The sequence below is a fragment of the Amycolatopsis sp. M39 genome (assembly GCF_001651785.1).
In the GTDB taxonomy this organism is placed as follows: Bacteria; Actinomycetota; Actinomycetes; order Mycobacteriales; family Pseudonocardiaceae; genus Amycolatopsis; species Amycolatopsis rubida.
In genome coordinates, this window is sequence record NZ_LWSF01000029.1 from 49,790 (window position 1) to 69,930 (window position 20,141).

A 20,141-nucleotide genomic window follows, 5' to 3' on the forward strand; every position below is an offset into this window, starting at 1 on the left:
GGGGGGCGGCGTGGCGGACGGGTGAGGGTTTGGTGTGGGTGATCGAGATTGTGCGACCTTCGTAGGTGGTGTCGCGGGCTGTCTAGTGCTGTGCGGGGATTGCGGGAAACGGGCATTTTTCCGATTTAGCTACATTCCGCTGTGGACAGTGCGGATGAAACGGACTTTGGTCGCAGTTGTCCCTTGTGTCGCGATGAGGGGAGCAGATAACGGTTCCGCACCGGGAAGCCGGACGCTTCCCTGGCGGGCGGGGGCAGTCCTAATCTCGTTCCGGCGGCAGGCGGGGGTCGAGGGCCGCGCAACACGAGGGAGTTGCTGTGCGTAGAAGCGTCACCATGTTTCTTTCGCTGGCGGTGGTGGGCGGTTTAGCCGCTTCGCCTGCCGTGGCGTCGGCTCAGGGGCGGGCGGACATTCCGCAATCGCATCCGGTGTGGGCCAAACCGCAGTCCAAGGTGGCCGACACGGCCGGGTCGTCCACTATGGACTTTCGGGTTTACTTGAACCTCAAGGACCAGGGCGCGGCCGAAGCCGCCGCGCAGTCGGTGTCCGATCCGAACAGTCGCGGCTACCGGCGTTATCTGTCGCCGGACCAGGTGCGGGACCAGTTCGCGGCTACCGACCAGACCGTCTCGGCAGTGAAGAATTGGCTGTCCGCAAGCGGATTCGGCATCGGCGAGGTGCCGTCCAACCGAGCGTACGTCGAGGCCACCGGTACCGCCGATCAGGTGCAGCGCGCGTTCGCCGTGACCCTGGGCAAGTACCAGGTCAAGGGGCAGACGTTGCGGGCGGCGGACAAGGACCTGTCCGTTCCGGCGGCGCTGGCGAACGACGTGCTCGGCGTCGTCGGCGTCGACCAGGCGACGAACCTGTTCAAGCCGGACCACACCGACGGTGCGGACGCGCCGGCGAAGAAGCAGTCCCGGGCACAGGCCAGCCCGTCGACCGCGCCGCCCAGCAACGGGTTCCGCAACTCGGGTCCGTGCAGCGCTTACTACGGCGAGAAGACCGACACGACTGACCCGGCGTACAACGGCAAGCAGCTTCCGTACGCGCCGTGCGGTTACACGCCCGCGCAGTTGCGTTCGGCGTACGGGCTGGACCAGGTCGCGAAGTTCGGCGCGGACGGCCGCGGCACCACGATCGCCATCGTGGACGCGTTCGCGTCGCCGACGATCTACGCCGACGCCTCGGAGTACGCCAAGCGCAACGACCCGGCGCACCCGCTGACCAAGAAGCAGTTCAGCCAGCACATCTTCCCGGCGAACCCGGTGCTGGAGCCGCCGGACCAGTGCGACGCTTCCGGCTGGTACGGCGAGGAAACCCTGGACGTCGAGGCCGCGCACGGGCTCGCGCCGGGCGCGAACATCCTGTACGTCGGCGGGCAGGACTGTGAGGACCTGTCGCTGGACACCGCGCTGAACTACGTCGTCGCGGGGCACAAGGCCGACATCATCTCCAACTCCTATGGCGACACCGGCGAGGACATTCCGGCCGCCGAGGTCAAGGTGTTCAACCAGATCTCGCTGCAGGCGGTGCTTGAGGGCATCGGCGTGTACTTCTCCTCCGGCGACAACGGGGACGAGGTCGCCCGCCTGGGCACGCCGTCGCCGGACTTCTCCGCCTCGGCTCCGTGGGTGACCGCGGTCGGCGGCACGTCGCTGGCGGTCGGCAAGGACGGCAAGCGGATCTTCGAAACCGGCTGGGAGACCGGCAAGTCGACGCTGGCCAACGGCGCCTACGCCCCGGCGTTCCCGGGCGTGTTCAACGGCGGCGCGGGCGGCGGCACGAGCCGGCTGTTCGGCCAGCCCTTCTACCAGAAGGGAATCGTGCCGGACGCGCTGTCCACGAAGAACCAGACCGGCGGCGCGAAGGGCCGCGTGGTCCCGGACATCTCCGCGATCGCCGACCCCAACACCGGCTTCCTGGTCGGCCAGACGCAGACCTTCCCGGACGGCGTCTACTACGACCAGTACCGGATCGGCGGCACGAGCCTCGCGTCGCCGGTGTTCGCGGGCGTGATGGCGGTGGCCGACAGTCTCGACCACTACCACCACGGGTTCATCAACCCGGTGCTGTACCAGCTGACGTCGCGGGCGTCGGCGATCCACGACGTGCAGCACGTCGACGGCGCGGTGCAGCGGGTGGACTTCGCCAACGGGACCGACGCCAAGGACGGCCTGCTGACCTCGGCGCGGGTGCTCGACTACCCGAACCTGACGATCCACACGACCAAGGGCTACGACGACGTGACGGGCCTCGGCTCGCCCAACGGAGTGGCGTTCCTGTTGCTGGTGTGACCGAGGGGTGAAGGAAGGGCCTGCCGGGAATCCCGGCAGGCCCTTCCTTGCGAAGCCGTCCTTCACGGCACGCGGACCGGCGGGTGCCGCAGCGCGCGGACGGCGGGCGAGCGCAGCGGGGACAGTGCGGCGACGGCGATGACGATCCCGCCGACGAGGACCACCTGCGGCGCGCCGAACGCCGCCCCGAGCGGTCCGGCCAGCAGTTCGCCCACGGGAATGCCCGCGTAAGAACCGAAATCGTCGAACGCGGCCATCCGCGACAGCACATGCCCGGGGATGTTCTCCTGCATCGTCGTGTCCCAGGCGACGCTCATGACGCCCGCGCAGAACCCGGCGACGAAGGTCGACCCCGCCAGCACCGCGAACCCCGCGTGCAGGCCGAGCGCGACCAGCGGCAGCACAGTCAGGGCGGCACTCGCCAGTCCCGCCGGCAGCAGCCGTCGCGGTGCGAGCCGGTACATCACGAGCCCGGACAGCAACGCTCCCACCGCGCGCACGCTCAGCACCACGCCCCATCCGGCCGCGCCGATCGTGTCCTGCGCGATGCCGGGCCCGAGCACCAGCCAGCCACCGGTGAACACGATGTTGTAGACGGTGAACGCGGTGACCACCCGCCACAGCCACGGGATCCGCCAGAACTGCCGCCAGCCGGTTCGCACACTGTGCAAGACACTGTCTTGCACAGTGTGCTCCGCCGGGGGCAGCGTGATCGCCTGGTAGAGCAGGGCGGCGAGCACGAACGACACCCCGTCGGCGGCGATCGCCCAGCCGCCGCCGACCGTGCCGACGAGAACGCCGGCGACGGCCGGACCGGCCACCTTGGTGATGTTCCGTCCGGTGGCCAGCAGCGAGTTCGCCTGGCGCAGCGATTCCGCCGGAACGATCTGCGGCACGATCCCGCGCAGCACCGGCGTGGTGAACGCGGTGCAGACGCCGCCGAGGAACTCGGTGACGGCGATGGCGGCCAGCGAGTAGTTGCCGGTGAGCAGGATGGTCGCGGCGACCAGTTGCGCCGCACCCGCGCCGAGGTTCGACAGCCGCAGCACGCGGTTGCGCGGGAACCGGTCGCCGACCGCGCCGCCGACGAGCAGGAACGTCAGCAGCGGCACGATCCCGGCGGCGAGCACGACGCCGAGGTCGGTCGGGCTGTGGCTGCTGCCCAGCACCGCGAACGCCAGCGCGACCGGGGTCATGGCGCTGCCCAGCAGCGAGACCAGCCGTCCGGTGTAGAAAACGGCGAATGCGCGCTGGCGCAGCGGAGTGCGCGGTCTTTCCCCCACCCCGCGATCCTGACGGGAACGGGTCGGGAACGCCACAGAGTATTGGCGCGGCCGGGCGCTCCGGTTCAGACTCACGGGTCAGCCGGGAGAAAGGACAGCGCATGAGCGGGATCGACGCCGAGGTCTTCGGCGGCCGAATGCCCTCCGGAGCAGGGGATTTCGCGATCGAAACGCACGGAATCACCCCGATCCCGCCCGCGAACCGGTTCGGGCGGCCGTGGCGGCTCGCGGGCGTGTGGTTCGCCCCGAACCTCACCATGACCGCCGTCTTCACCGGCACCCTCGGCGCGACGCTCGGGCTCGGCTTCACCACCGGGTTCGTCATCGCGCTGATCGGCACCGTGGTCGGTTCGCTGCCGGTCGCGTGGTTGTCCACCTGGGGGCCGCGCACCGGCACTGGTCAGCTGCCGCTCGCGCGGCTGCCGTTCGGCCGCGGCGTCGTGCTGCCCGGCCTGGTGCAATGGCTCGGTTCGATCGCCTGGGACGCGCTGGTCGGGCTGTTCGGCGGCGAAGCACTGGCACAGCTGACCGGCTTGCCGTTCTGGGCGGCGGTGCTCGTGGTGCTGGTGTTGCAGTGCACGCTCGGCGTGTTCGGCTACGCGGTGATTCACCGGGTCCAGGCCGTGATGAGTGTGGTGCTGGTTGTCGCGTTTGTCGCGCTCGCGGTAAAGGTGGTGCTTGATCACCCGATCACGTTCGCCGATTCCGCGACTGGCGGCGATTTCGCCGGAGCCGTCGTGCTGTTTTCCACAATCACGCTCAGCCTCGCTATTTCCTGGGCTCCTTATGCGTCGGATTTCAGCCGTTACTTGCCCGCTTCGACGCGGCCGAGCGGCGTCTTTTGGTTCACGCTGCTCGGCCTGACCGCGTCGTACGCGCTCGGCGAGGGCATTGGTCTCGCCCTCGGCACCGCGCTGGGCGACCAGACCGCCGCCGGGGTGTCGACGCTGCTCGGCGGTGGCGTGCTGGGTGCGGTGGCGTTGCTGGTGATCGCGCTGGCGGCGGTGTCGTCCAACGCGATGAACGACTACAGCGGTTCGCTCGCGTTGCAAACTGTCGGCGTTCGGGTGCGTCGTCCGGTATCCGCGGTGGTCGTGACGGTGCTGGCGTTCGCCTTGATCCTCTGGATGCACAGCGGCGACCTGGCGGCGAAATTTCAGAACGTGCTGCTGGTGGTGAGTTACTGGATCCCGCCGTTCCTCGGTGTCGTCGTGCCGGATTGGCTGCGGCGCACGCGTCGTGGTCGCGAGGTCGATGTGCTGGCTGAGCTGCGCCGACCGGTGCGCAGCTGGGCCGCGCTGGCGGCGTTCGTGGCGGGCTTCGCGGCGGCGGTGCCGTTCATGAACACGACTGTCTACACCGGACCGGTCGCCGCGGCGCTGCACGGGGCGGATCTGGCCTACTACGCCGGGTTCGTGGTTTCGCTGGCGGCGTACACACTGCTGCGCGGACGACGGACGGTTGACCTCCAGTAAGGTAGAGGTCGCACGCTGGCAGGTGCCTACTCCTGGAGGGACCATGCCAGTAGCTGTTGTCACCGGCGCTTCCGCCGGTCTTGGCCGGGCGCTCGCCGCGGCTCTCGTCCGTCGCGAATGGACAGTGCTGGGCACCGGGCGCGACCCGGGCACGCTGCGCGCGGCCGCGGCGGACCTCGGGTTCGCCCCGGTGCCCGGCGACGTCACCGATCCCGTGCACCGCGCCCAGCTCGCCGAAGCCGCCGGATCCCGGCTCGACCTGCTTGTCAACAATGCCAGCACGCTCGGGGCCAGCCCGCTGCCCCCGCTGGCCGAGTATCCGCCGGACGAGCTGGAAACGGTCTTCCGCACCAACGTTTTCGCGCCGCTCGCGCTCACTCGGCTGCTGTTGCCCGCGCTCACTGCGGCAAAGGGAGTGCTGGTGAACATCAGCTCCGACGCCGCCGTGGAGGCGTACGAGGGTTGGGGCGGCTACGGTTCGGCGAAGGCCGCGCTGGACCAGGTGAGCGCGGTGCTGGGCGTGGAGAACCCGGACATCGCGGTTTACGCCGTCGATCCCGGGGATCTGCGCACCGCCATGCACCAGGCCGCTTTCCCGGGCGAGGACATCTCGGACCGGCCGCTGCCGGAGGCCGCGGTGCCGGCTTTCCTGCGGCTGCTGGAGGAACGTCCGGCGAGCGGCCGGTTCCGGGCAGCGGATCTGCAGGTGCGGTCATGACCGCACCGCGCACCCGGTTCGACCTGGCCGAGGACCGCAGCGCGTCCGCGCCGCCCGAAGCGCGCGGCCTCGCCCGGGACGAAGTGCGGCTGCTCGCGGCCGGTCCAGAGGGCGTGCGGCACGCCGCTTTCCGCGAGCTGGCGGCGTTCTTGCACCCCGGAGATCTGGTGGTAATCAACACTTCTGGCACGCTGCCGGCTGCGGTCGACGCCATCCGGGACGACTACGTCATCACCATCCACTTCTCCACTGAACTCGACGACGGCACCTGGGTGGTCGAACTCCGCGCCCCTGGAGGTCCTCTTCTCGACGGGCGCGTGGGGGAGCGGCTCCGCCTGCCCGCCGGTGCCGTCGTCACGCTGCGGGAGCCGCACGTCGCCGGTGCGCAACGACTGTGGCGCGCGAAGATCGAAGTGGAAGGCGAGGTCCCGCGGTATCTCGCGAAGGTCGGGCGGCCGATCCGCTACGGCTATGTCCCGCGTGCGTGGCCGTTGCCGAATTACCAGACTGTGTTCGCGCTCGATCCGGGTTCGGCGGAGATGCCGAGCGCGGCCCGGCCGTTCACTGCGGAGCTGGTCACTCAACTCGTCTCGCGCGGTGTGCTGTTCGCGCCGATCCTGTTGCACACCGGCGTCTCGTCGCCGGAAGCCGGGGAACCGCCGTACGGTGAGCGATTTCGCGTTCCGGCAACAACTGCCGCGTTGGTCAATTGGGTGCGCGACCAGGGTGGACGCGTTATCGCAGTAGGGACAACGGCGGTGCGCGCGATCGAATCGGCCGCGAATCCCGGCGGGCTCGTCACCGCGGCGGCGGGGTGGACCGAACTGGTGCTCGGCCCGGACCGGCCGGCGCACGCGGTCGACGGTTTGCTTACCGGATTGCACGCGCCGGAGGCTTCTCACCTGCTGCTGCTCGAAGCGGTCGTGGGTCCGGAGCTGGTGCAACGGGCTTACGACGCGGCAGTGCGGCGGGAGTATCTGTGGCACGAGTTCGGCGACGTCTCGCTCCTGGCAAGCAGGTGAGGCCCGGGCCTGTCAAGTAATCCCACACAATTTCCCGGGATGCGGATGCATATGCAGTCTCGCGGGTGAACGTGTCATTCTCGCCCCGTTCCGCTGACCGCGAAAGGGCCATTTGTGCGTACATTTCCGCGAACCCGATTGCTCGCTTCCGCACTCGCCGCGCTGACGGTGCTCGGGGCGCTCGCCGGGTGTTCCCGCGCGGACCGCACTGAGGCCGCGACCGACCAGGGCGCCGCCGGGGAGGTGCGCGTCGGCTTCTTCCCGAACGTGACGCACACCCCCGCGCTGATCGGGGTCAAGAAGAACTTCTTCGCGCAGAACCTCGGCGGCGCCAAGCTCACGACCCAGACGTTCAACGCCGGTCCCACCGAAGTGAACGCGCTGCTCGGCGGTTCGCTGGACGTCGCGTTCATCGGCTCCGGGCCCGCGATCAACGCGTTCACCAAGTCCAAGGGCGCGATCCAGCTGGTGTCCGGCGCGGTCACCGGCGGCGCGCAGCTGGTGGTGAAGCCCGGGATCACCTCGGTCGACCAGCTCAAGGGCAAGACGATCGCGACGCCGCAGCTGGCCAACACCCAGGACGTCGCGCTCAAGAAGTTCCTCGCCGAGAAGCACCTGACCGGCCAGGTGAACGTGACCAACCTGGACAACCCGAAGACGCTCGACGCGTTCCGCAAGGGCGAGGTCGACGGCGGCTGGTTGCCCGAGCCGTGGTCGTCGCGGCTGGTCACCGACGCGGGCGCGAAGGTGCTGGTCGACGAGAAGTCGCTGTGGCCGGAAGGCCGGTTCCCGACCACTGTCGCGATCGTGCGCAGCGAATTCCTCAAGCAGCACCCGGACACCGTGCGCGCGCTGCTGAAGGGCGAACTGCAGGCGATCGACTGGGCGAAGAAGAACCCGGCCGAGGCGAAGACCGTCGTCAACGGCGCGCTCAAGGAGCTGTCCGGCAGCTCGCTCAGCCCGGCCGTGCTCGACCGCGCGTTCGCGAACATCGAACTGACCACCGACCCGGTGCCCGCGCAGTTCCCGCAGCTGGCCAAGGACTCGGTGACCGCGGGCGTCGTCGACCAGGTGGCGGACCTGAAGGGGTTCGCCGACTTCGGCCCGCTCAACGAGGTCCTCAAGGCACAGCAGCTGCCCGCCGTCAACGCGCCCGAACTGGCGAAGTGACGTCCCGACCGGAAGGCGATCCGCGATGACCACCACCCTGGCGCGACCAGTGACCGCCGCCGTGCATCTCGACCGCGTGGGCAAGGTGTTCGGCTCCGCCGGCAGTGCCGTGACCGCGCTCGACGGGGTCGACCTCACCGTCGAACCGGGCGAGTTCGTCTGCCTGCTCGGCGCGTCCGGCTGCGGCAAGAGCACGCTGTTGAACCTCGTCGCCGGTCTCGACCAGCCGTCCGCCGGTGAGATCACTCTCACCACTTCGCGGCCCGCGGTGATGTTCCAGGAGGCCGCGCTGATGCCGTGGCTGACCGCCTCCCGGAACGTGGAACTGCCGCTGCGTCTCGCTGGCTTCGGCCGCTCCGAGCGTCGTGAGAAGGCCGCTGAGCTGCTGGATCTGGTGCGGTTGAGCGACGCGGCAGGCAAGCGTCCGCACGAGCTGTCCGGCGGGATGCGGCAGCGGGTCGCGCTGGCCCGCGCGCTGGCCGCGACCCACCGCGTCGGCGGCGACGACGGCAACGCGCTGCTGCTCATGGACGAACCGTTCGCGGCGCTCGACGCGATCACCCGCGACGTGCTGCAGAGCGAGCTGCTGCGGGTGTGGCGCAGCACCGGTACGTCGGTGCTGTTCGTGACCCACGACGTGCGCGAGGCGGTCCGGCTCGGACAGCGAGTGGTGCTGCTGTCCTCGCGTCCGGGCCGCGTGGTCCGCGAGTGGCACGACGTGCCGTCCGCCGACGCTGAACTGCTTGCCGAGGAGATCACGGCCGATCTGCGAAAGGTGATCAGCACCCATGCCGCAGCCTGACCAGGCGGCCCCCGACCTAGACGAAGCCGTCGGCGCCGGTCTGGACCGGCTCGACACCCCCACCGGCGCGCGGCCCACGTCGCTGCGCCGTCGCTTCGTGCGCGGCTTCCTGCCGCCGGTCGGCGCGCTCGTGCTGCTGGTGATCATCTGGCAGATCCTGTGGGCCGCCGCGTTCTGGCCGGAGACCACGCTGCCCGCTCCGCTGGACGTCTGGGCCGAGTTCTGGAGCACGGTCACCGACGGTTCGGTGTTCGGCTTCATCTGGACTTCGGTGCACCGCGCCGCTTTGGGCTTCGCCGCCGGGGTCGTGATCGGCACGCCGCTGGGCATCCTGGTGGCGAAGGTCCGCGTGGTGCGCGCCGCGATCGGCCCGCTGCTGAGCGGATTGCAGAGCCTGCCGTCGGTGGCCTGGGTGCCCGCCGCGGTGATCTGGTTCGGCATCAACGACGCGGCGATCTACTTCGTCGTGCTGCTCGGCTCGGTCCCGTCGATCGCGAACGGCCTCGTGTCCGGCATCGACCAGATTCCGCCGATCCTGCCGCGCGTCGGCAAGGTGATGGGCGCCGGCCGCTTCGCCGCGGCCCGGCACATCCTGCTGCCCGCCGCGCTGCCCGGGTTCCTGGCCGGGCTCAAGCAGGGCTGGGCGTTCTCGTGGCGCTCGCTGATGGCCGCGGAACTGATCGCGCGTTCGCCGAGCCTCGGCGTCGGGCTGGGGACGTATCTGAACGACGGTTCGTCGTACAACTCGATGCCCAAGGTGATCGCGGCGATTTTCCTGATTCTGTTCGTCGGCGTGGCGATCGAGTTGATCGTGTTCCGTCCGCTGGAGCGGTCGGTGCTGCGGTCGCGGGGCCTGACGGCGTCACTCTGAGTACCTGCCCGCGCGCAGCCCGGACGCGGCAGACAGAATGCCGACCATGACATCCGGGCTGTTCGCGATCGCATCCGTGCTCGTCTTCGTCGTCCGGTTCGCGCGCGAACCGCGGCGGGTCGGCAACGCGGTGTGGTTCCTGGTCGCGCTCGGGTTCACCGGCCTGTGGCTGCTGACGTTTTTCAACCACGTCGAATGGGCTCAGTTCGCGATTATCGCGGTGGTGGCGATCGTCGGCGGGCTCGGCGCTTTGGCCCTGCCGTGGGCGCTGCTCGCGAACGGCGTCGTGATGCTGCGGCGCGAGGGNGAGGGACGGCGGCTGGCGAACCTGTTGTCGCTGCTGGCCGGACTGGGCCTGCTCGCGGTGTACGGCCTCGCGCTGAGTTCGCTGGTCTTCGACGACCAGCCGTTGCTGCGGGTGGCCGCGATGGCGGTGCTGTTCGTGACGGGTTACCTCGCGTTCCTGTTCACGGCGCTGCTGCTGTACTCGATTCTCTACAGCCGGGTCACCCGGCGCGCCCGCGCCGGAGCGGTGGTCGTCCTCGGCTCCGGGTTGCGGGGCGACCGGGTCCCGCCGTTGCTGGCCAGCAGGCTCGACCGCGGGGTGCAGGTGCAGCAGCGGTCTCCGGGCGCGTTGCTGGTGGTGTCCGGCGGGCAGGGCGCGGACGAACAGACGTCCGAGGCGGACGCGATGGCGCGGTATCTGATCGAGGCCGGGGTTCCGCCGGAACAGATCGTGCTGGAGGACCGGGCGACGACCACCGGCGAGAACCTGCGGTTCAGCGTCGCTTTGCTTGCGCGGCGGGGGTTTTCCGGGCCGATTCTCGCGGTGACGAACAACTACCACGTCTTCCGCACGGCGGTGCTGGCGCGGCAGCTGGGGTTGCGGCTCAACGTGATCGGGGCGAGGACGGCGTCGTACTTTGTGCCCAGTGCGTTCTTGCGGGAGTTCGTGGCGTTGCTGCTGGAGTACCGGAAGACGAACGCGGCGGCGTTGCTGTTGTTGGGAGCGGGGCCGTTTTTGCTGTACCTGCTCAGCTGATCAGACGGCGCGAACCCGGATCGCGCGCCAGCGGCAGCTGTCCTGCTCGGCGCGTTCGGCGGTGAACCGCACGTCGTCGCCTACGGTCAGGAACCGGAATCCCTCGGCCTCGATCATCGAGAAATGCGTCCAGACCGGACCGTCGACGGCCGCTGATTCAAGGACGCCCCAGCCCTCTTCGACTTCCCAGCGCACAACCTTCCCGAGATGTTCCACGATGGCCAGCTTAGGGAAGGACCGCCGTGCCGCACAGGGAATCGCGGCACGGCGATCTTTTCCTAGCGAACCACGGTGCAGGAGTTGCGCTGCGCCTCCACGTCGGAGAACTTCTGCCATCCGCCGTCGCCGATCACGGTCGGGCCGGGGGACCAGGTGCCGCGGTAGGGCAGGTAGCGGTACCAGCGCAGTTCGCCCTTGTCGGTGACGGTGTAGAGGACGTCCGCGCCCGCGGAGGTGATGCGGGTGAACGCGTTCCGGCTGCCGTTGCCGACGAGCTTCGGGTGTAGAGCACGCCGTCGCCGCCGGTGATGAGGTTGTAGGAATTCCAGCCGGTGCCGAGGGGTTCGGTCAACCAGGTCGTAGCGGCGGCGGGAGAGCGAGCCGTCCGCGTTGACCATGTAGATGTCGCCGCGGCTGTCGATGGTGATGCGGTTGTGGTTGGCCGCGTTGTCGAACCCGGTCCAGCCGGTGGCGAGGACGGTGCGCGAGTCGGCCGTCCAGCCGGTGCCGTTCCATTGGTAGCGGTAGCCGTTGTCGTTCGCGCGGATGCCGTAGACCAGTCCGTCGGGTCCAGCGAGGAGACGGACGTAGCCGTTCCAGCCGCCGGCACCGATCGTGGACTGCTGGGGTGCCGGTTCGGATGCTGGTAGAGCTGCGGGTCGCTGGTGACGGCGAAGAGCGGAACCGTTGCCTGGCACTGGATTGCCAGCTCGGGTGCCTGCGCGCGGATCCAGTCGACGAGGTCGTCGGTGCGGGTTTCGACGCTGCCCTGGCGGGTCTCGGTGACGGTGCGGCAGCCGTGCTGCCACGACCGTGAGTTGATCCCGGCGAGCTGGGGAGTGTTGTTCGCGGTGGTGCGGATCGCGTCGCCGAGGCAAGCGTCGTGCCCGTCGGCGTTGGTGAGGCCGAAGGTGGTGGCGGCGACCGACGCGGTGGTGAAGAGCGAGGTCGTGGCCTTGTCCGGAACCCAGGTGTCGGAGGTACGGCCGAACCCGGCGACGGTGAGCGTTTCGCCCGCCGCTGGAGCGGTCCGTCCTAGGGCGATCGGGGTGACGTTGCCGATCGGGGCGGCGAGCTCGGCCAGCACCAGATCCCGATCCGGCCGCGGGACCAGCGCGACGACCTTCGCGGTGTGACGGTGACCGGACTGGCCGGCGACCCGGACCAGCCGGCACGCAACCGCTGGTGGTGACGATCCACTGCGGTCCTAGGAGAACGCCGCTGCAGCCGTGCCCTTCGGCAGCGACGGCCAGCCTGAAGCGTGGGGGAGTAGTCACGGCAACGTTATCGAGCGCGGAGTGCGGTATTACCGGGCGGTGCCGGTGAGCGGGAGCGCCGTTGCTGCGCCAGTATCCTGACTGCGAAGCGGCGCGCATGATCTCGGCAGCGAGAGGCTCTGTGCGACGAGATCTTGTCGAGCGCGGCGAGGACGCCGCGGCGGAATGGGTCGTTTCGTGCACCGACGCCGAACTGCTTCGGCCGCGCGTGCATCGCTCATTGGGTGTTGCTGAAGGGGCCGTCGACGCGGTGTGCGTGCACGAGGGGAAGCCGCGGAAATTGGCGCGGGCTCCGCGGAAGAAGCCGCCAGAGTTGTCGGCGGGGGAGCTTCGCCGACGCTTCGGCGGACCCCGGGCCTGCGCGGTGAAGGCGACGTTGCGGGCGTCCAACGGCGTCCGGGCGATCGCGACAACGGCGGGTACCAGCTGAAATACCGAACCGGGGTGCCGACGACTCCTGGAGAGAAGCTTTCCAGGGGAAGGACATCGGTGACTGGTTCGCCGACGAGGAAGCGGGCTGACTTCCCCCGCACAGCAAAGCGGGCCGGGGACCGGACAAACCGATCCCCGACCCGCCTGGCGCGCACCTCAGGACTCCGTCTGCCGCCGTCCGCTCGTGCCGTTCCGGCGGTTCCGCGGCGGTTGGCCCGATCCGCGACGGTCGGCGCCAGCTGCGCGACGGCCAGCGCCCTCCGCGCCTCGGCGACCGGCGCCCGTGCCGCGGCGCTGGTCTTCCCTGCGGGCCTGACCTGGCTGCCGCTCCGAAGAGCGAGTCTCACTGCCCTGCCGAGGACCGCCGCGGCCGCCGGAGCGTCGGGACTGCGTGCCGGTCCGGGCGCCAAGCCCGCCTCGGTTCTCCGAGGGCGCGCCGCGGCGTCGGCCAGTGCCGGGGGCGGCACCGGAGGCGGTCACCGTTTTCGGGCGGTTGTCCACCACCGGGCGGCGCGGCGAAGCGGTGAACGAACGGTCGCCAGGGGCCAGTTCGGCCAGCAGCGGGTGCGTGGGCGAGATTCGCGTGGTGGTCGGCGAGATCCCTGCCTTCCGGGTCAGCGCGCGGACGTCCGCGACCTGCTCGTCGGTCATCAGGGTCACCACGGTGCCCGACGCGCCGGCCCGCGCGGTGCGGCCGGAACGGTGCAGGTATGCCTTGTGCTCGACCGGCGGGTCGGCGTGGATCACCAGCGTGACGTCGTCCACGTGGATGCCGCGGGCGGCGATGTCGGTGGCCACGAGGGTTTTCGCGGTGCCCGACGAGAAGGCTTCCAGGTTGCGCGTGCGCGCGTTCTGGCCGAGGTTGCCGTGCAGTTCCACCGCGGGGACACCGCTCGCGACGAGTTTGCGCGTGAGGGCCTTCGCCCGGTGCTTCGTGCGGGTGAAGACCAGGGTGCGGCCGGGAGCCGCGGTCAGGTCGACCAGGACGGGCAGCCGGTGGGTTTCCTCAAGGTGCAGCACGTGGTGCGTCATCGTCGAGACCGGGGACTGCGCCGAGTCGACGCTGTGCAGCATCGGGTCGTTCATGAAGCGCTTCGCGAGCACGTCGATGCCGCCGTCGAGCGTCGCGGAGAACAGCAGGCGCTGGCCGCGCTCGGGGGTCGCCGCCATGATGCGGCGGACCTCGGGCAGGAAGCCGAGGTCGGCCATGTGGTCGGCCTCGTCGAGGACGGTGATCTCGATCTTGTCCAGCTTCGCTTCGCCGGAGCGCATGTGGTCGGCGAGCCTGCCGGGGCAGGCGACGACGATGTCGACGCCGTCGCGAAGGCGGGTGATCTGCGGGTTCGCGCTCACGCCGCCGAAAATCGTGGTCGCCTTGAGGCCGAGCGGGCGCGCCAGCGGCACGATCGCGGCCTCGATCTGGGTGGCCAGTTCGCGCGTCGGGGCGAGAATCAGCGCCCGCGGGCGGCCGGGGCGGCGGCGCGTCGGGCCCGCGGCGAGGCGGGCCAGCACGGGCAGCACGAAGCCGTAGGTCTTGCCGGAGCCGGTGCGGCCGCGGCCGAGCACGTCGCGGCCGGCGAGGGTGTGCGGGAGCGTGGCGGCCTGGATCGGGAAGGGCTCGGTGACCCCCTGCGCGGCGAGCGCGTCGACAAGGGGCTTGGGCAGGCCGAGTTCAGTGAAAGTCGTCATGGTTGGTGCGGACGCGAAAGCGTCCCGTATCTCCGTAGGTAGCGCGGTTGTCCTGCCCGGCGCGGCCTCGGGTGGCTGCGGCGCGTGGTCGTCGACAACAGTGAAACGCGGTCCGAGGCAGAACTGAGCGGACCGCACCGGCCACTATACCGTCCCAAGATCCGGCGGGCTACGTGATATCGCCCGCAGCCCGCCACACGCGGCCCGGCGAAGCGGGCGCGCGATGTTCGTTCGTTTCCGCCATCGCCGCCGCGCACGCGGGTGCGAGGCTGGCCGCATGAGCGCAGACGAACTCCGGGGACTGCTGGCCGAATGGGCGCGAGAGGCGGGAGTGCCCGGTGTCTCGGCCGGGATTTTCCACGAGGGCAAGGAAACCTTGCTGACCGCGGGAGTGTCCAGTGTGGACACCGGAACGCCGGTCGACGACGGCACCCTGTTCATGATCGGCTCCACCAGCAAGACGTTCGCCGCCACCGCGGTGCTCGTGCTCGTCGAGGACGGCGTGCTCGAACTGGACCGGCCGGTGGCCGAGTACCTCCCGGATTTGAGGCTCGCCGACCCGCTCGCCCGCAAGACCGTGACGCTGCGCCACCTCCTCACGCATTCGTCCGGCTTCCTCGGCGACATCGAGGTCGACACCGGCTGGGGCGACGACGCGCTCGCCCGCGCGGTGCAGCGGTTCGACGAGCTGCCGCAGGTGTTCCCGGTCGGCGAGGTGTTCTCCTACTGCAACGCCGGATTCCTGCTGGCCGGCCGCGTCGCCGAGGCGGTGTCCGGCACCGTCTACGAGGACTTGGTCCGCACCCGGCTGCTCGAACCGCTCGGCATGACGGACTCGTACTTCCAGCCCTGGGAGGTGCTGACCCGGCGGCACGCGGTCGGGCACGCACTGCGCGAGGACGGCCCGGCGGTCGCGCACACCGTCGGCCTCGCCCGGGCGGACGCTCCGGCAGGCGGTCTCTGGTCGACCGCCCGTGACCAGCTGAAATGGGCTCGATTCCAGCTGACCGGCGCGGACGTGCTGAGTGACGGGACTCGCCGCCTCATGCACGCCGCACAGCGCGAGGGCGCGCTGCCGTTCGAGGAGGCCGGGCTGTCCTGGCTGCGGCTGAGCCACGGCGACGCACAGCTGGTGCGGCACGGCGGGAACGTGAGCAACCTGCAGCTGTCGGAGTTCGTCATGGTGCCGAGCGAGAACTTCGCGGTCACCGTCCTCACGAACAGCGCGGGCGGCGGCGCGCTCGGCCCGCGGATCGTCGACTGGTGCCTGGAGAACGTGGCTGACCTGCCGAAACTGGGCAGTCGTCCGTCCAGGGCAGTCGACCCGGGCGACTGCCCTGGACGGTACCGGACGGGCTCGCTGATCTTTGACTTCACCGAACGCGACGGCTCGCTCTGGGCGCAGATGCTCCTCGACACCGATCAGCCGGACGTCCTCTCGGCCCCGCCGTTCGAGGTCGCCTTCGTCGCCGAGGACGTGGTCGCGCGCGCGTCGGACACCCGCAGGCCGAGCGCGCGTTTCCGGCGCGACGACCACGGCCGGGTGGACGCGGTGGAGTCCGGCGGCCGCACCGCGCTAAAGTTACCGGGCAGTAATATCAGCTGACCTGGAGATGCGATGAGCGAAACGGCGACAGCGCTGCTGAACCCGCGCGACTACGACGCCCGGAGGTTCGACCCGGAGACCCAGCGGCTGCTGCGAGCGACGATCGGCTGGTTCGAAGCGCGCGGCAAACGCCGTCTCGCGCAGGCGTATCACGACCGGGAGTTCTACGCCGACTTCCTGGAGTTCGCCGGCAAGGAAGGCCTGTTCGCCACCTTCCTCACCCCGGCCGCGGATTCGGCCGGCAACCCGGGCAAGCGCTGGGACACCAGCCGGATCGCCGCGCTGGCGGAGATCCTCGGCTTCTACGGCCTCAACTACTGGTACCCGTTCCAGGTCACCGTCCTCGGCCTCGGACCGGTGTGGCAGAGCGGGAACGCGGCCGCCCGCAAGCGTGCCGCGGAAGCGCTGGCCGAGGGCGGCGTCGGCGCGTTCGGACTGTCCGAAAAGGAGCACGGCGCGGACATCTACTCCTCCGACCTCGTGCTCACTCCGGACGGCGAGGGCGGCTACCGCGCGAACGGGTCGAAGTACTACATCGGCAACGGGAACTGCGCCCGCACGGTTTCGGTGTTCGGCCGGATCGACGGCGTCGAAGGGCCCGAGCAGTACGTGTTCTTCTACGCCGACTCCGAGCATCCGAACTACCACGTCGTGAAGAACATCGTGCCGTCGCAGATGTATGTCGCGGAGTTCCGGCTTGAGGACTACCCGGTGCGCGCCGAGGACATCCTCCACACCGGAGCCGAAGCCTTCAGCGCCGCGCTGAACACGGTCAACATCGGCAAGTTCAACCTGTGCTTCGGCGGCATCGGGATGGCGACGCATTCGCTGTACGAGGCGATCACGCACGCGCAGAACCGGATCCTGTACGGCAACCCGGTCACCGATTTCCCGCACGTGCGCCGCGAATTCGTCGAGGCCTACGCGCGGCTGACCGGGATGAAACTGTTCTCCGACCGCGCGATCGACTACTTCCGCTCGGCGAACCAGCAGGACCGCCGCTACCTGCTGTACAACCCGATCACCAAGATGAAGGTGACCACCGAGGCGCAGAAGGTGATCGGGCTGGTCGCGGACGTTGTGGCGGCCAAGGGTTTCGAGGCAGGCACCTACCTCGCGATGGCGAAGAACGACATCGACGGCCTGCCCAAGCTGGAGGGCACGGTCGCGGTGAACCTCGCGCTGATCGCGAAGTTCATGCCCGCGTACCTGTTCGCGCCGCAGGAGTACCCGGCGGTGCCGACTCGGGACGACGCCTCCGACGACGATTTCCTGTTCCGGCAGGGCCCGGCGCGCGGACTGTCGAAGATCCGCTTCCACGACTGGAAGCCGGCGTACGAGAACGCGAAGCACCTGCCGAACGTCGCCCGGTTCACCGAACAGGCCGACGTGCTGGTGCGGCTGCTTTCCGAGGCGACCCCGGACGAGGCGCAGCAGAAGGACCTGGACTTCGGTCTCGCGCTGACCGAGTTGTTCACGCTCGTCGTGTACGGGCAGCTGATTCTGGAGCAGGCTGAGCTGACCGGCGTGTCAGACGATGTGCTGGACCAGCTGTTCGCGGTGCTGGTGCAGGACTTCAGCGTCGCCGCGGTCGATTTGCACGGCAAGCCGAGTTCCACCGAGGAGCAGCAGGAACTGGCACTGGCCGGGCTGCGGAAGCCGGTGGTGGACGGCGACCGGTTCGATCGCGTGTGGGCGATCGTGCGCGAGCTTTCCGGCGCGTATGAGATGAATCCCTGAGCCAAGACCACGAGAACGGCCTCCGCGCTCGAAAGCGCGGAGGCCGTTCTCGTGGGGCTACTTGCCGAATCCGGCGCGCCGGAGAGCGTCCGCCATCGAGCCGTTGCCGCCGGAATCACGACGTTCCCGGCCACCGCCGCCACCGCGCTGCTGCTGGTTCCGCCGCTGACCGCCGCCCTGGCCGCGGTCCCGGCCGCCGCCACCGCCGCGGTTGGTGCCCGCACCGGGCTCGTCGTCCAGGCGCAGCGTCAGCGAGATCCGCTTGCGCGGCACGTCGACCTCCAGCACCTTCACCTTGACGATGTCGCCCGGTTTCACGACGTCGCGCGGGTCCTTCACGAAGTTCTTCGACAGCGCCGAAACGTGCGCGAGGCCGTCCTGGTGCACGCCGACGTCGATGAACGCGCCGAACGCGGCCACGTTGGTCACCACGCCCTCCAGGCGCATGCCCGGCTTGAGGTCGCCGATCTTCTCGACGCCCTCGGCGAAGGTCGCGGTCTTGAACGCCGGCCGCGGGTCGCGGCCCGGCTTCTCCAGCTCGGACAGGATGTCGGTGACGGTCGGGAGCCCGAAGGTGTCGTCGACGAACTCGGTGGGCTTCAGCGCCTGCAGAGTCCGGGCGTTGCCGATCAGCTCGCGGATGCCGCTGCCGGTGCGGTCGAGGATCCGCCGCACCACCGGGTACGCCTCCGGGTGCACCGAGGACGCGTCGAGCGGGTCGTCGCCGTCCGGGATGCGCAGGAAGCCCGCGCACTGCTCGAACGCTTTCGGGCCGAGCCGCGCGACGTCCTTGAGCGAGGTCCGCGAGCGGAACGGGCCGTTGGAGTCGCGGTGCGCCACGATGTTCTCCGCGAGCGAGGTCGTGATGCCCGAAACCCGGGTCAGCAGCGGGGCGGACGCGGTGTTCACGTCCACGCCGACCGCGTTCACGCAGTCCTCGACCACCGCGTCCAGCGAACGCGACAGCGACACCTCGGACAGGTCGTGCTGGTACTGGCCGACGCCGATCGACTTCGGGTCGATCTTCACCAGTTCGGCGAGCGGGTCCTGCAGCCGGCGCGCGATCGAGACCGCGCCGCGCAGCGAGACGTCCATGCCCGGCAGTTCCTGCGAAGCGAACGCCGAAGCCGAGTACACCGACGCGCCCGCCTCGGAGACCACGGCCTTGGTGAGCTTCAGCTCCGGGTGCTTCTTGATCAGCTCGATCGCCAGCTTGTCGGTCTCGCGCGAGGCGGTGCCGTTGCCGATCGAGATCAGGTCGACGTTGTGCTTCCCGGCCAGCACGGCCAGTTCGGCGATCGACTGGTCCCACTTGTTCGCGGGCTGGTGCGGGTAGATGACATGGGTGTCGACGACCTTGCCGGTCGCGTCGACCACGGCCACCTTCACGCCGGTGCGGAAGCCCGGGTCGAGACCCATCGTCGCGCGGGTGCCCGCCGGGGCGGCCAGCAGCAGGTCGCGCAGGTTCGCCGCGAACACGCGCACGGCGTCGTCCTCGGCCGACTGGCGCAGCCGCATCCGCAGGTCGATGCCCAGGTGCAGCAGGATCTTCGTGCGCCAGGCCCAGCGCACGGTGTCGCCGAGCCACTTGTCCGCCGGACGGTCTTCCTGCCGGACGCCGAAGCGGGCGGCGATGCGCTGCTCGTACTCGGTCGGGCCGACGCGCGGCGGAGCGTCTTCGGCGACCGGCTCGGACGGCTCCATCGTGAGGTCGAGGATCTCTTCCTTCTCGCCGCGGAGCATCGCGAGGATCCGGTGCGAGGGGAGCTTGGTGTAGGGCTCGGAGAAGGCGAAGTAGTCGGAGAACTTGGCCCCGTCGGTCTCCTTGCCCGCGCGGACCTTCGAGGTCAGGTGGCCCTCGGTCCACATCTTCTCGCGCAGCTCGCCGATCAGGTCGGCGTCCTCGGCGAAGCGCTCGACCAGGATGGCGCGCGCCCCGTCGAGGGCGGCCTGCGTGTCCGCGACGCCCTTGTCCGCGTCGACGAACACCGCGGCGGCCGCCTGCGGGTCGGTCGACGGGTCGCTCAGCAGGCCGTCGGCCAGCGGCTCCAGACCGGCCTCGCGGGCGATCTGCGCCTTGGTCCGCCGCTTCGGCTTGTAGGGCAGATAGATGTCCTCCAGCCGCGACTTCGTGTCCGCGGCGAGGATCTGCGCTTCCAGCGCCTCGTCCAGCTTGCCCTGGCTCCGGATGGACTCCAGGACCGCGGCGCGGCGCTCGTCGAGCTCGCGCAGGTAGCGCAGCCGCTCCTCAAGCGTGCGCAGCTGGGCGTCGTCCAGCTCTCCGGTGACTTCCTTGCGGTACCGGGCGATGAACGGCACCGTGGACCCCTCGTCGAGGAGGGTGACGGCGGCCTTGACCTGCCCTTGCAGCACCCCCAGCTCTTCGGCGATCCGCTGCTCGACCGACTGCACGCTCAAAACCAGGCTCCTGCTTCGTCTCGGGTTGCTCCGAGCCTGCATTGTGCCGCTGCCCGCCCCGCCCGCTGCGGATGGCCCGC

Annotated in this window: 16 protein-coding genes and 1 pseudogene; 11 read left to right on the forward strand and 6 right to left on the reverse strand. The window is 69.8% G+C overall.

Going from position 1 to position 20,141, the window contains the following annotated elements; translation table 11 throughout:
* The first annotated feature begins 317 nt into the window (after positions 1 to 317).
* Positions 318 to 2,297, forward strand: coding sequence for a protease pro-enzyme activation domain-containing protein (locus A4R44_RS38390; protein ID WP_067592256.1), 1,980 nt, complete (start codon positions 318 to 320; stop codon positions 2,295 to 2,297).
* A gap of 62 nt (positions 2,298 to 2,359) precedes the next feature.
* Here the strand turns inward: A4R44_RS38390 and A4R44_RS38395 are convergent, their stop codons facing one another.
* On the reverse strand, positions 2,360 to 3,580 hold the full coding sequence (locus A4R44_RS38395) for an MFS transporter (RefSeq protein ID WP_067592259.1): 1,221 nt from the start codon (positions 3,578 to 3,580) through the stop codon (positions 2,360 to 2,362).
* Positions 3,581 to 3,681: 101 nt separating this feature from the next.
* Here A4R44_RS38395 and A4R44_RS38400 point away from each other — a divergent pair, with 101 nt between their 5' ends.
* The 7 genes from A4R44_RS38400 (at position 3,682) to A4R44_RS38430 (ending at position 10,680) form a co-directional block, all read left to right on the forward strand.
* The gene (locus tag A4R44_RS38400) at positions 3,682 to 5,055 is read left to right on the forward strand and encodes a cytosine permease (RefSeq protein ID WP_067592261.1); all 1,374 of its coding nucleotides are present in this window, start codon (positions 3,682 to 3,684) and stop codon (positions 5,053 to 5,055) included.
* Positions 5,056 to 5,098: 43 nt separating this feature from the next.
* Entirely contained in the window at positions 5,099 to 5,773 is a 675-nt protein-coding gene (locus A4R44_RS38405) for an SDR family oxidoreductase (protein WP_067592263.1), read from the forward strand.
* A complete protein-coding gene (locus A4R44_RS38410; RefSeq protein WP_067592265.1) occupies positions 5,770 to 6,795 on the forward strand; it encodes an S-adenosylmethionine:tRNA ribosyltransferase-isomerase in 1,026 nt (341 codons plus the stop codon). Before A4R44_RS38405 ends, A4R44_RS38410 begins: the two co-directional genes overlap by 4 nt.
* A gap of 114 nt (positions 6,796 to 6,909) precedes the next feature.
* A complete protein-coding gene (locus A4R44_RS38415) occupies positions 6,910 to 7,965 on the forward strand; it encodes an ABC transporter substrate-binding protein (RefSeq protein ID WP_067592267.1) in 1,056 nt (351 codons plus the stop codon).
* Between the two features lie 25 nt (positions 7,966 to 7,990).
* The gene (locus tag A4R44_RS38420) at positions 7,991 to 8,767 is read left to right on the forward strand and encodes an ABC transporter ATP-binding protein (protein WP_067592269.1); all 777 of its coding nucleotides are present in this window, start codon (positions 7,991 to 7,993) and stop codon (positions 8,765 to 8,767) included.
* Positions 8,754 to 9,638 (forward strand): ABC transporter permease, encoded by an 885-nt coding sequence (locus A4R44_RS38425; protein WP_067592271.1) that lies wholly within the window; start codon positions 8,754 to 8,756, stop codon positions 9,636 to 9,638. The genes A4R44_RS38420 and A4R44_RS38425 overlap by 14 nt, the downstream gene beginning before the upstream one ends.
* A 46-nt stretch (positions 9,639 to 9,684) precedes the next feature.
* Entirely contained in the window at positions 9,685 to 10,680 is a 996-nt protein-coding gene (locus A4R44_RS38430) for a YdcF family protein (RefSeq protein WP_095213875.1), read from the forward strand.
* Here the strand turns inward: A4R44_RS38430 and A4R44_RS51345 are convergent, their stop codons facing one another.
* The 3 genes and pseudogenes from A4R44_RS51345 to A4R44_RS52830 all read right to left on the reverse strand — a co-directional run.
* Complete coding sequence (locus tag A4R44_RS51345) at positions 10,681 to 10,896, reverse strand: cold-shock protein (RefSeq protein WP_067592277.1); 216 nt, start codon at positions 10,894 to 10,896, stop codon at positions 10,681 to 10,683.
* Positions 10,897 to 10,958: 62 nt separating this feature from the next.
* Entirely contained in the window at positions 10,959 to 11,597 is a 639-nt protein-coding gene (locus tag A4R44_RS48565) for a tachylectin-related carbohydrate-binding protein (RefSeq protein WP_067592279.1), read from the reverse strand.
* Positions 11,598 to 11,686: 89 nt separating this feature from the next.
* A pseudogene (locus tag A4R44_RS52830) lies at positions 11,687 to 11,986 on the reverse strand (trypsin-like serine protease); the annotation flags it as partial.
* Positions 11,987 to 12,297: 311 nt separating this feature from the next.
* Here A4R44_RS52830 and A4R44_RS48575 point away from each other — a divergent pair.
* Complete coding sequence (locus tag A4R44_RS48575; RefSeq protein ID WP_157905107.1) at positions 12,298 to 12,606, forward strand: hypothetical protein; 309 nt, start codon at positions 12,298 to 12,300, stop codon at positions 12,604 to 12,606.
* A gap of 158 nt (positions 12,607 to 12,764) precedes the next feature.
* On the opposite strand, the gene A4R44_RS38450 is transcribed toward A4R44_RS48575, so the two are convergent.
* Positions 12,765 to 14,297 carry a DEAD/DEAH box helicase gene (locus tag A4R44_RS38450; protein ID WP_067592281.1) on the reverse strand — a complete coding sequence of 511 codons (1,533 nt, stop codon included), beginning with the start codon at positions 14,295 to 14,297 and terminating at the stop codon, positions 12,765 to 12,767.
* Positions 14,298 to 14,574: 277 nt separating this feature from the next.
* Between A4R44_RS38450 and A4R44_RS38455 the strand changes: the two genes are divergently transcribed.
* The gene (locus A4R44_RS38455) at positions 14,575 to 15,903 is read left to right on the forward strand and encodes a serine hydrolase (RefSeq protein WP_198545615.1); all 1,329 of its coding nucleotides are present in this window, start codon (positions 14,575 to 14,577) and stop codon (positions 15,901 to 15,903) included.
* Positions 15,904 to 15,915: 12 nt separating this feature from the next.
* Positions 15,916 to 17,643 carry an acyl-CoA dehydrogenase gene (locus A4R44_RS38460; RefSeq protein ID WP_067592287.1) on the forward strand — a complete coding sequence of 576 codons (1,728 nt, stop codon included), beginning with the start codon at positions 15,916 to 15,918 and terminating at the stop codon, positions 17,641 to 17,643.
* Between the two features lie 57 nt (positions 17,644 to 17,700).
* Here A4R44_RS38460 and A4R44_RS38465 read toward each other — a convergent pair whose 3' ends face one another.
* Complete coding sequence (locus A4R44_RS38465; RefSeq protein WP_198545616.1) at positions 17,701 to 20,103, reverse strand: Tex family protein; 2,403 nt, start codon at positions 20,101 to 20,103, stop codon at positions 17,701 to 17,703.
* Positions 20,104 to 20,141: the final 38 nt, after the last annotated feature.

What these genes read in the sequence shown, in the direction of transcription:
- A4R44_RS38400 (WP_067592261.1), top strand. Translation starts at nt 3,682, where the DNA reads ATGAGCGGGATCGACGCCGAGGTCTTCGGCGGCCGAATGCCCTCCGGA.
- A4R44_RS38405 (WP_067592263.1), top strand. Translation starts at nt 5,099, where the DNA reads ATGCCAGTAGCTGTTGTCACCGGCGCTTCCGCCGGTCTTGGCCGGGCG.
- A4R44_RS38410 (WP_067592265.1), top strand. Translation starts at nt 5,770, where the DNA reads ATGACCGCACCGCGCACCCGGTTCGACCTGGCCGAGGACCGCAGCGCG.
- A4R44_RS38420 (WP_067592269.1), top strand. Translation starts at nt 7,991, where the DNA reads ATGACCACCACCCTGGCGCGACCAGTGACCGCCGCCGTGCATCTCGAC.
- A4R44_RS38425 (WP_067592271.1), top strand. Translation starts at nt 8,754, where the DNA reads ATGCCGCAGCCTGACCAGGCGGCCCCCGACCTAGACGAAGCCGTCGGC.
- A4R44_RS38450 (WP_067592281.1), bottom strand. Translation starts at nt 14,297, where the DNA reads ATGACGACTTTCACTGAACTCGGCCTGCCCAAGCCCCTTGTCGACGCG.
- A4R44_RS38455 (WP_198545615.1), top strand. Translation starts at nt 14,575, where the DNA reads ATGAGCGCAGACGAACTCCGGGGACTGCTGGCCGAATGGGCGCGAGAG.
- A4R44_RS38460 (WP_067592287.1), top strand. Translation starts at nt 15,916, where the DNA reads ATGAGCGAAACGGCGACAGCGCTGCTGAACCCGCGCGACTACGACGCC.
- A4R44_RS38465 (WP_198545616.1), bottom strand. Translation starts at nt 20,103, where the DNA reads ATGCAGGCTCGGAGCAACCCGAGACGAAGCAGGAGCCTGGTTTTGAGC.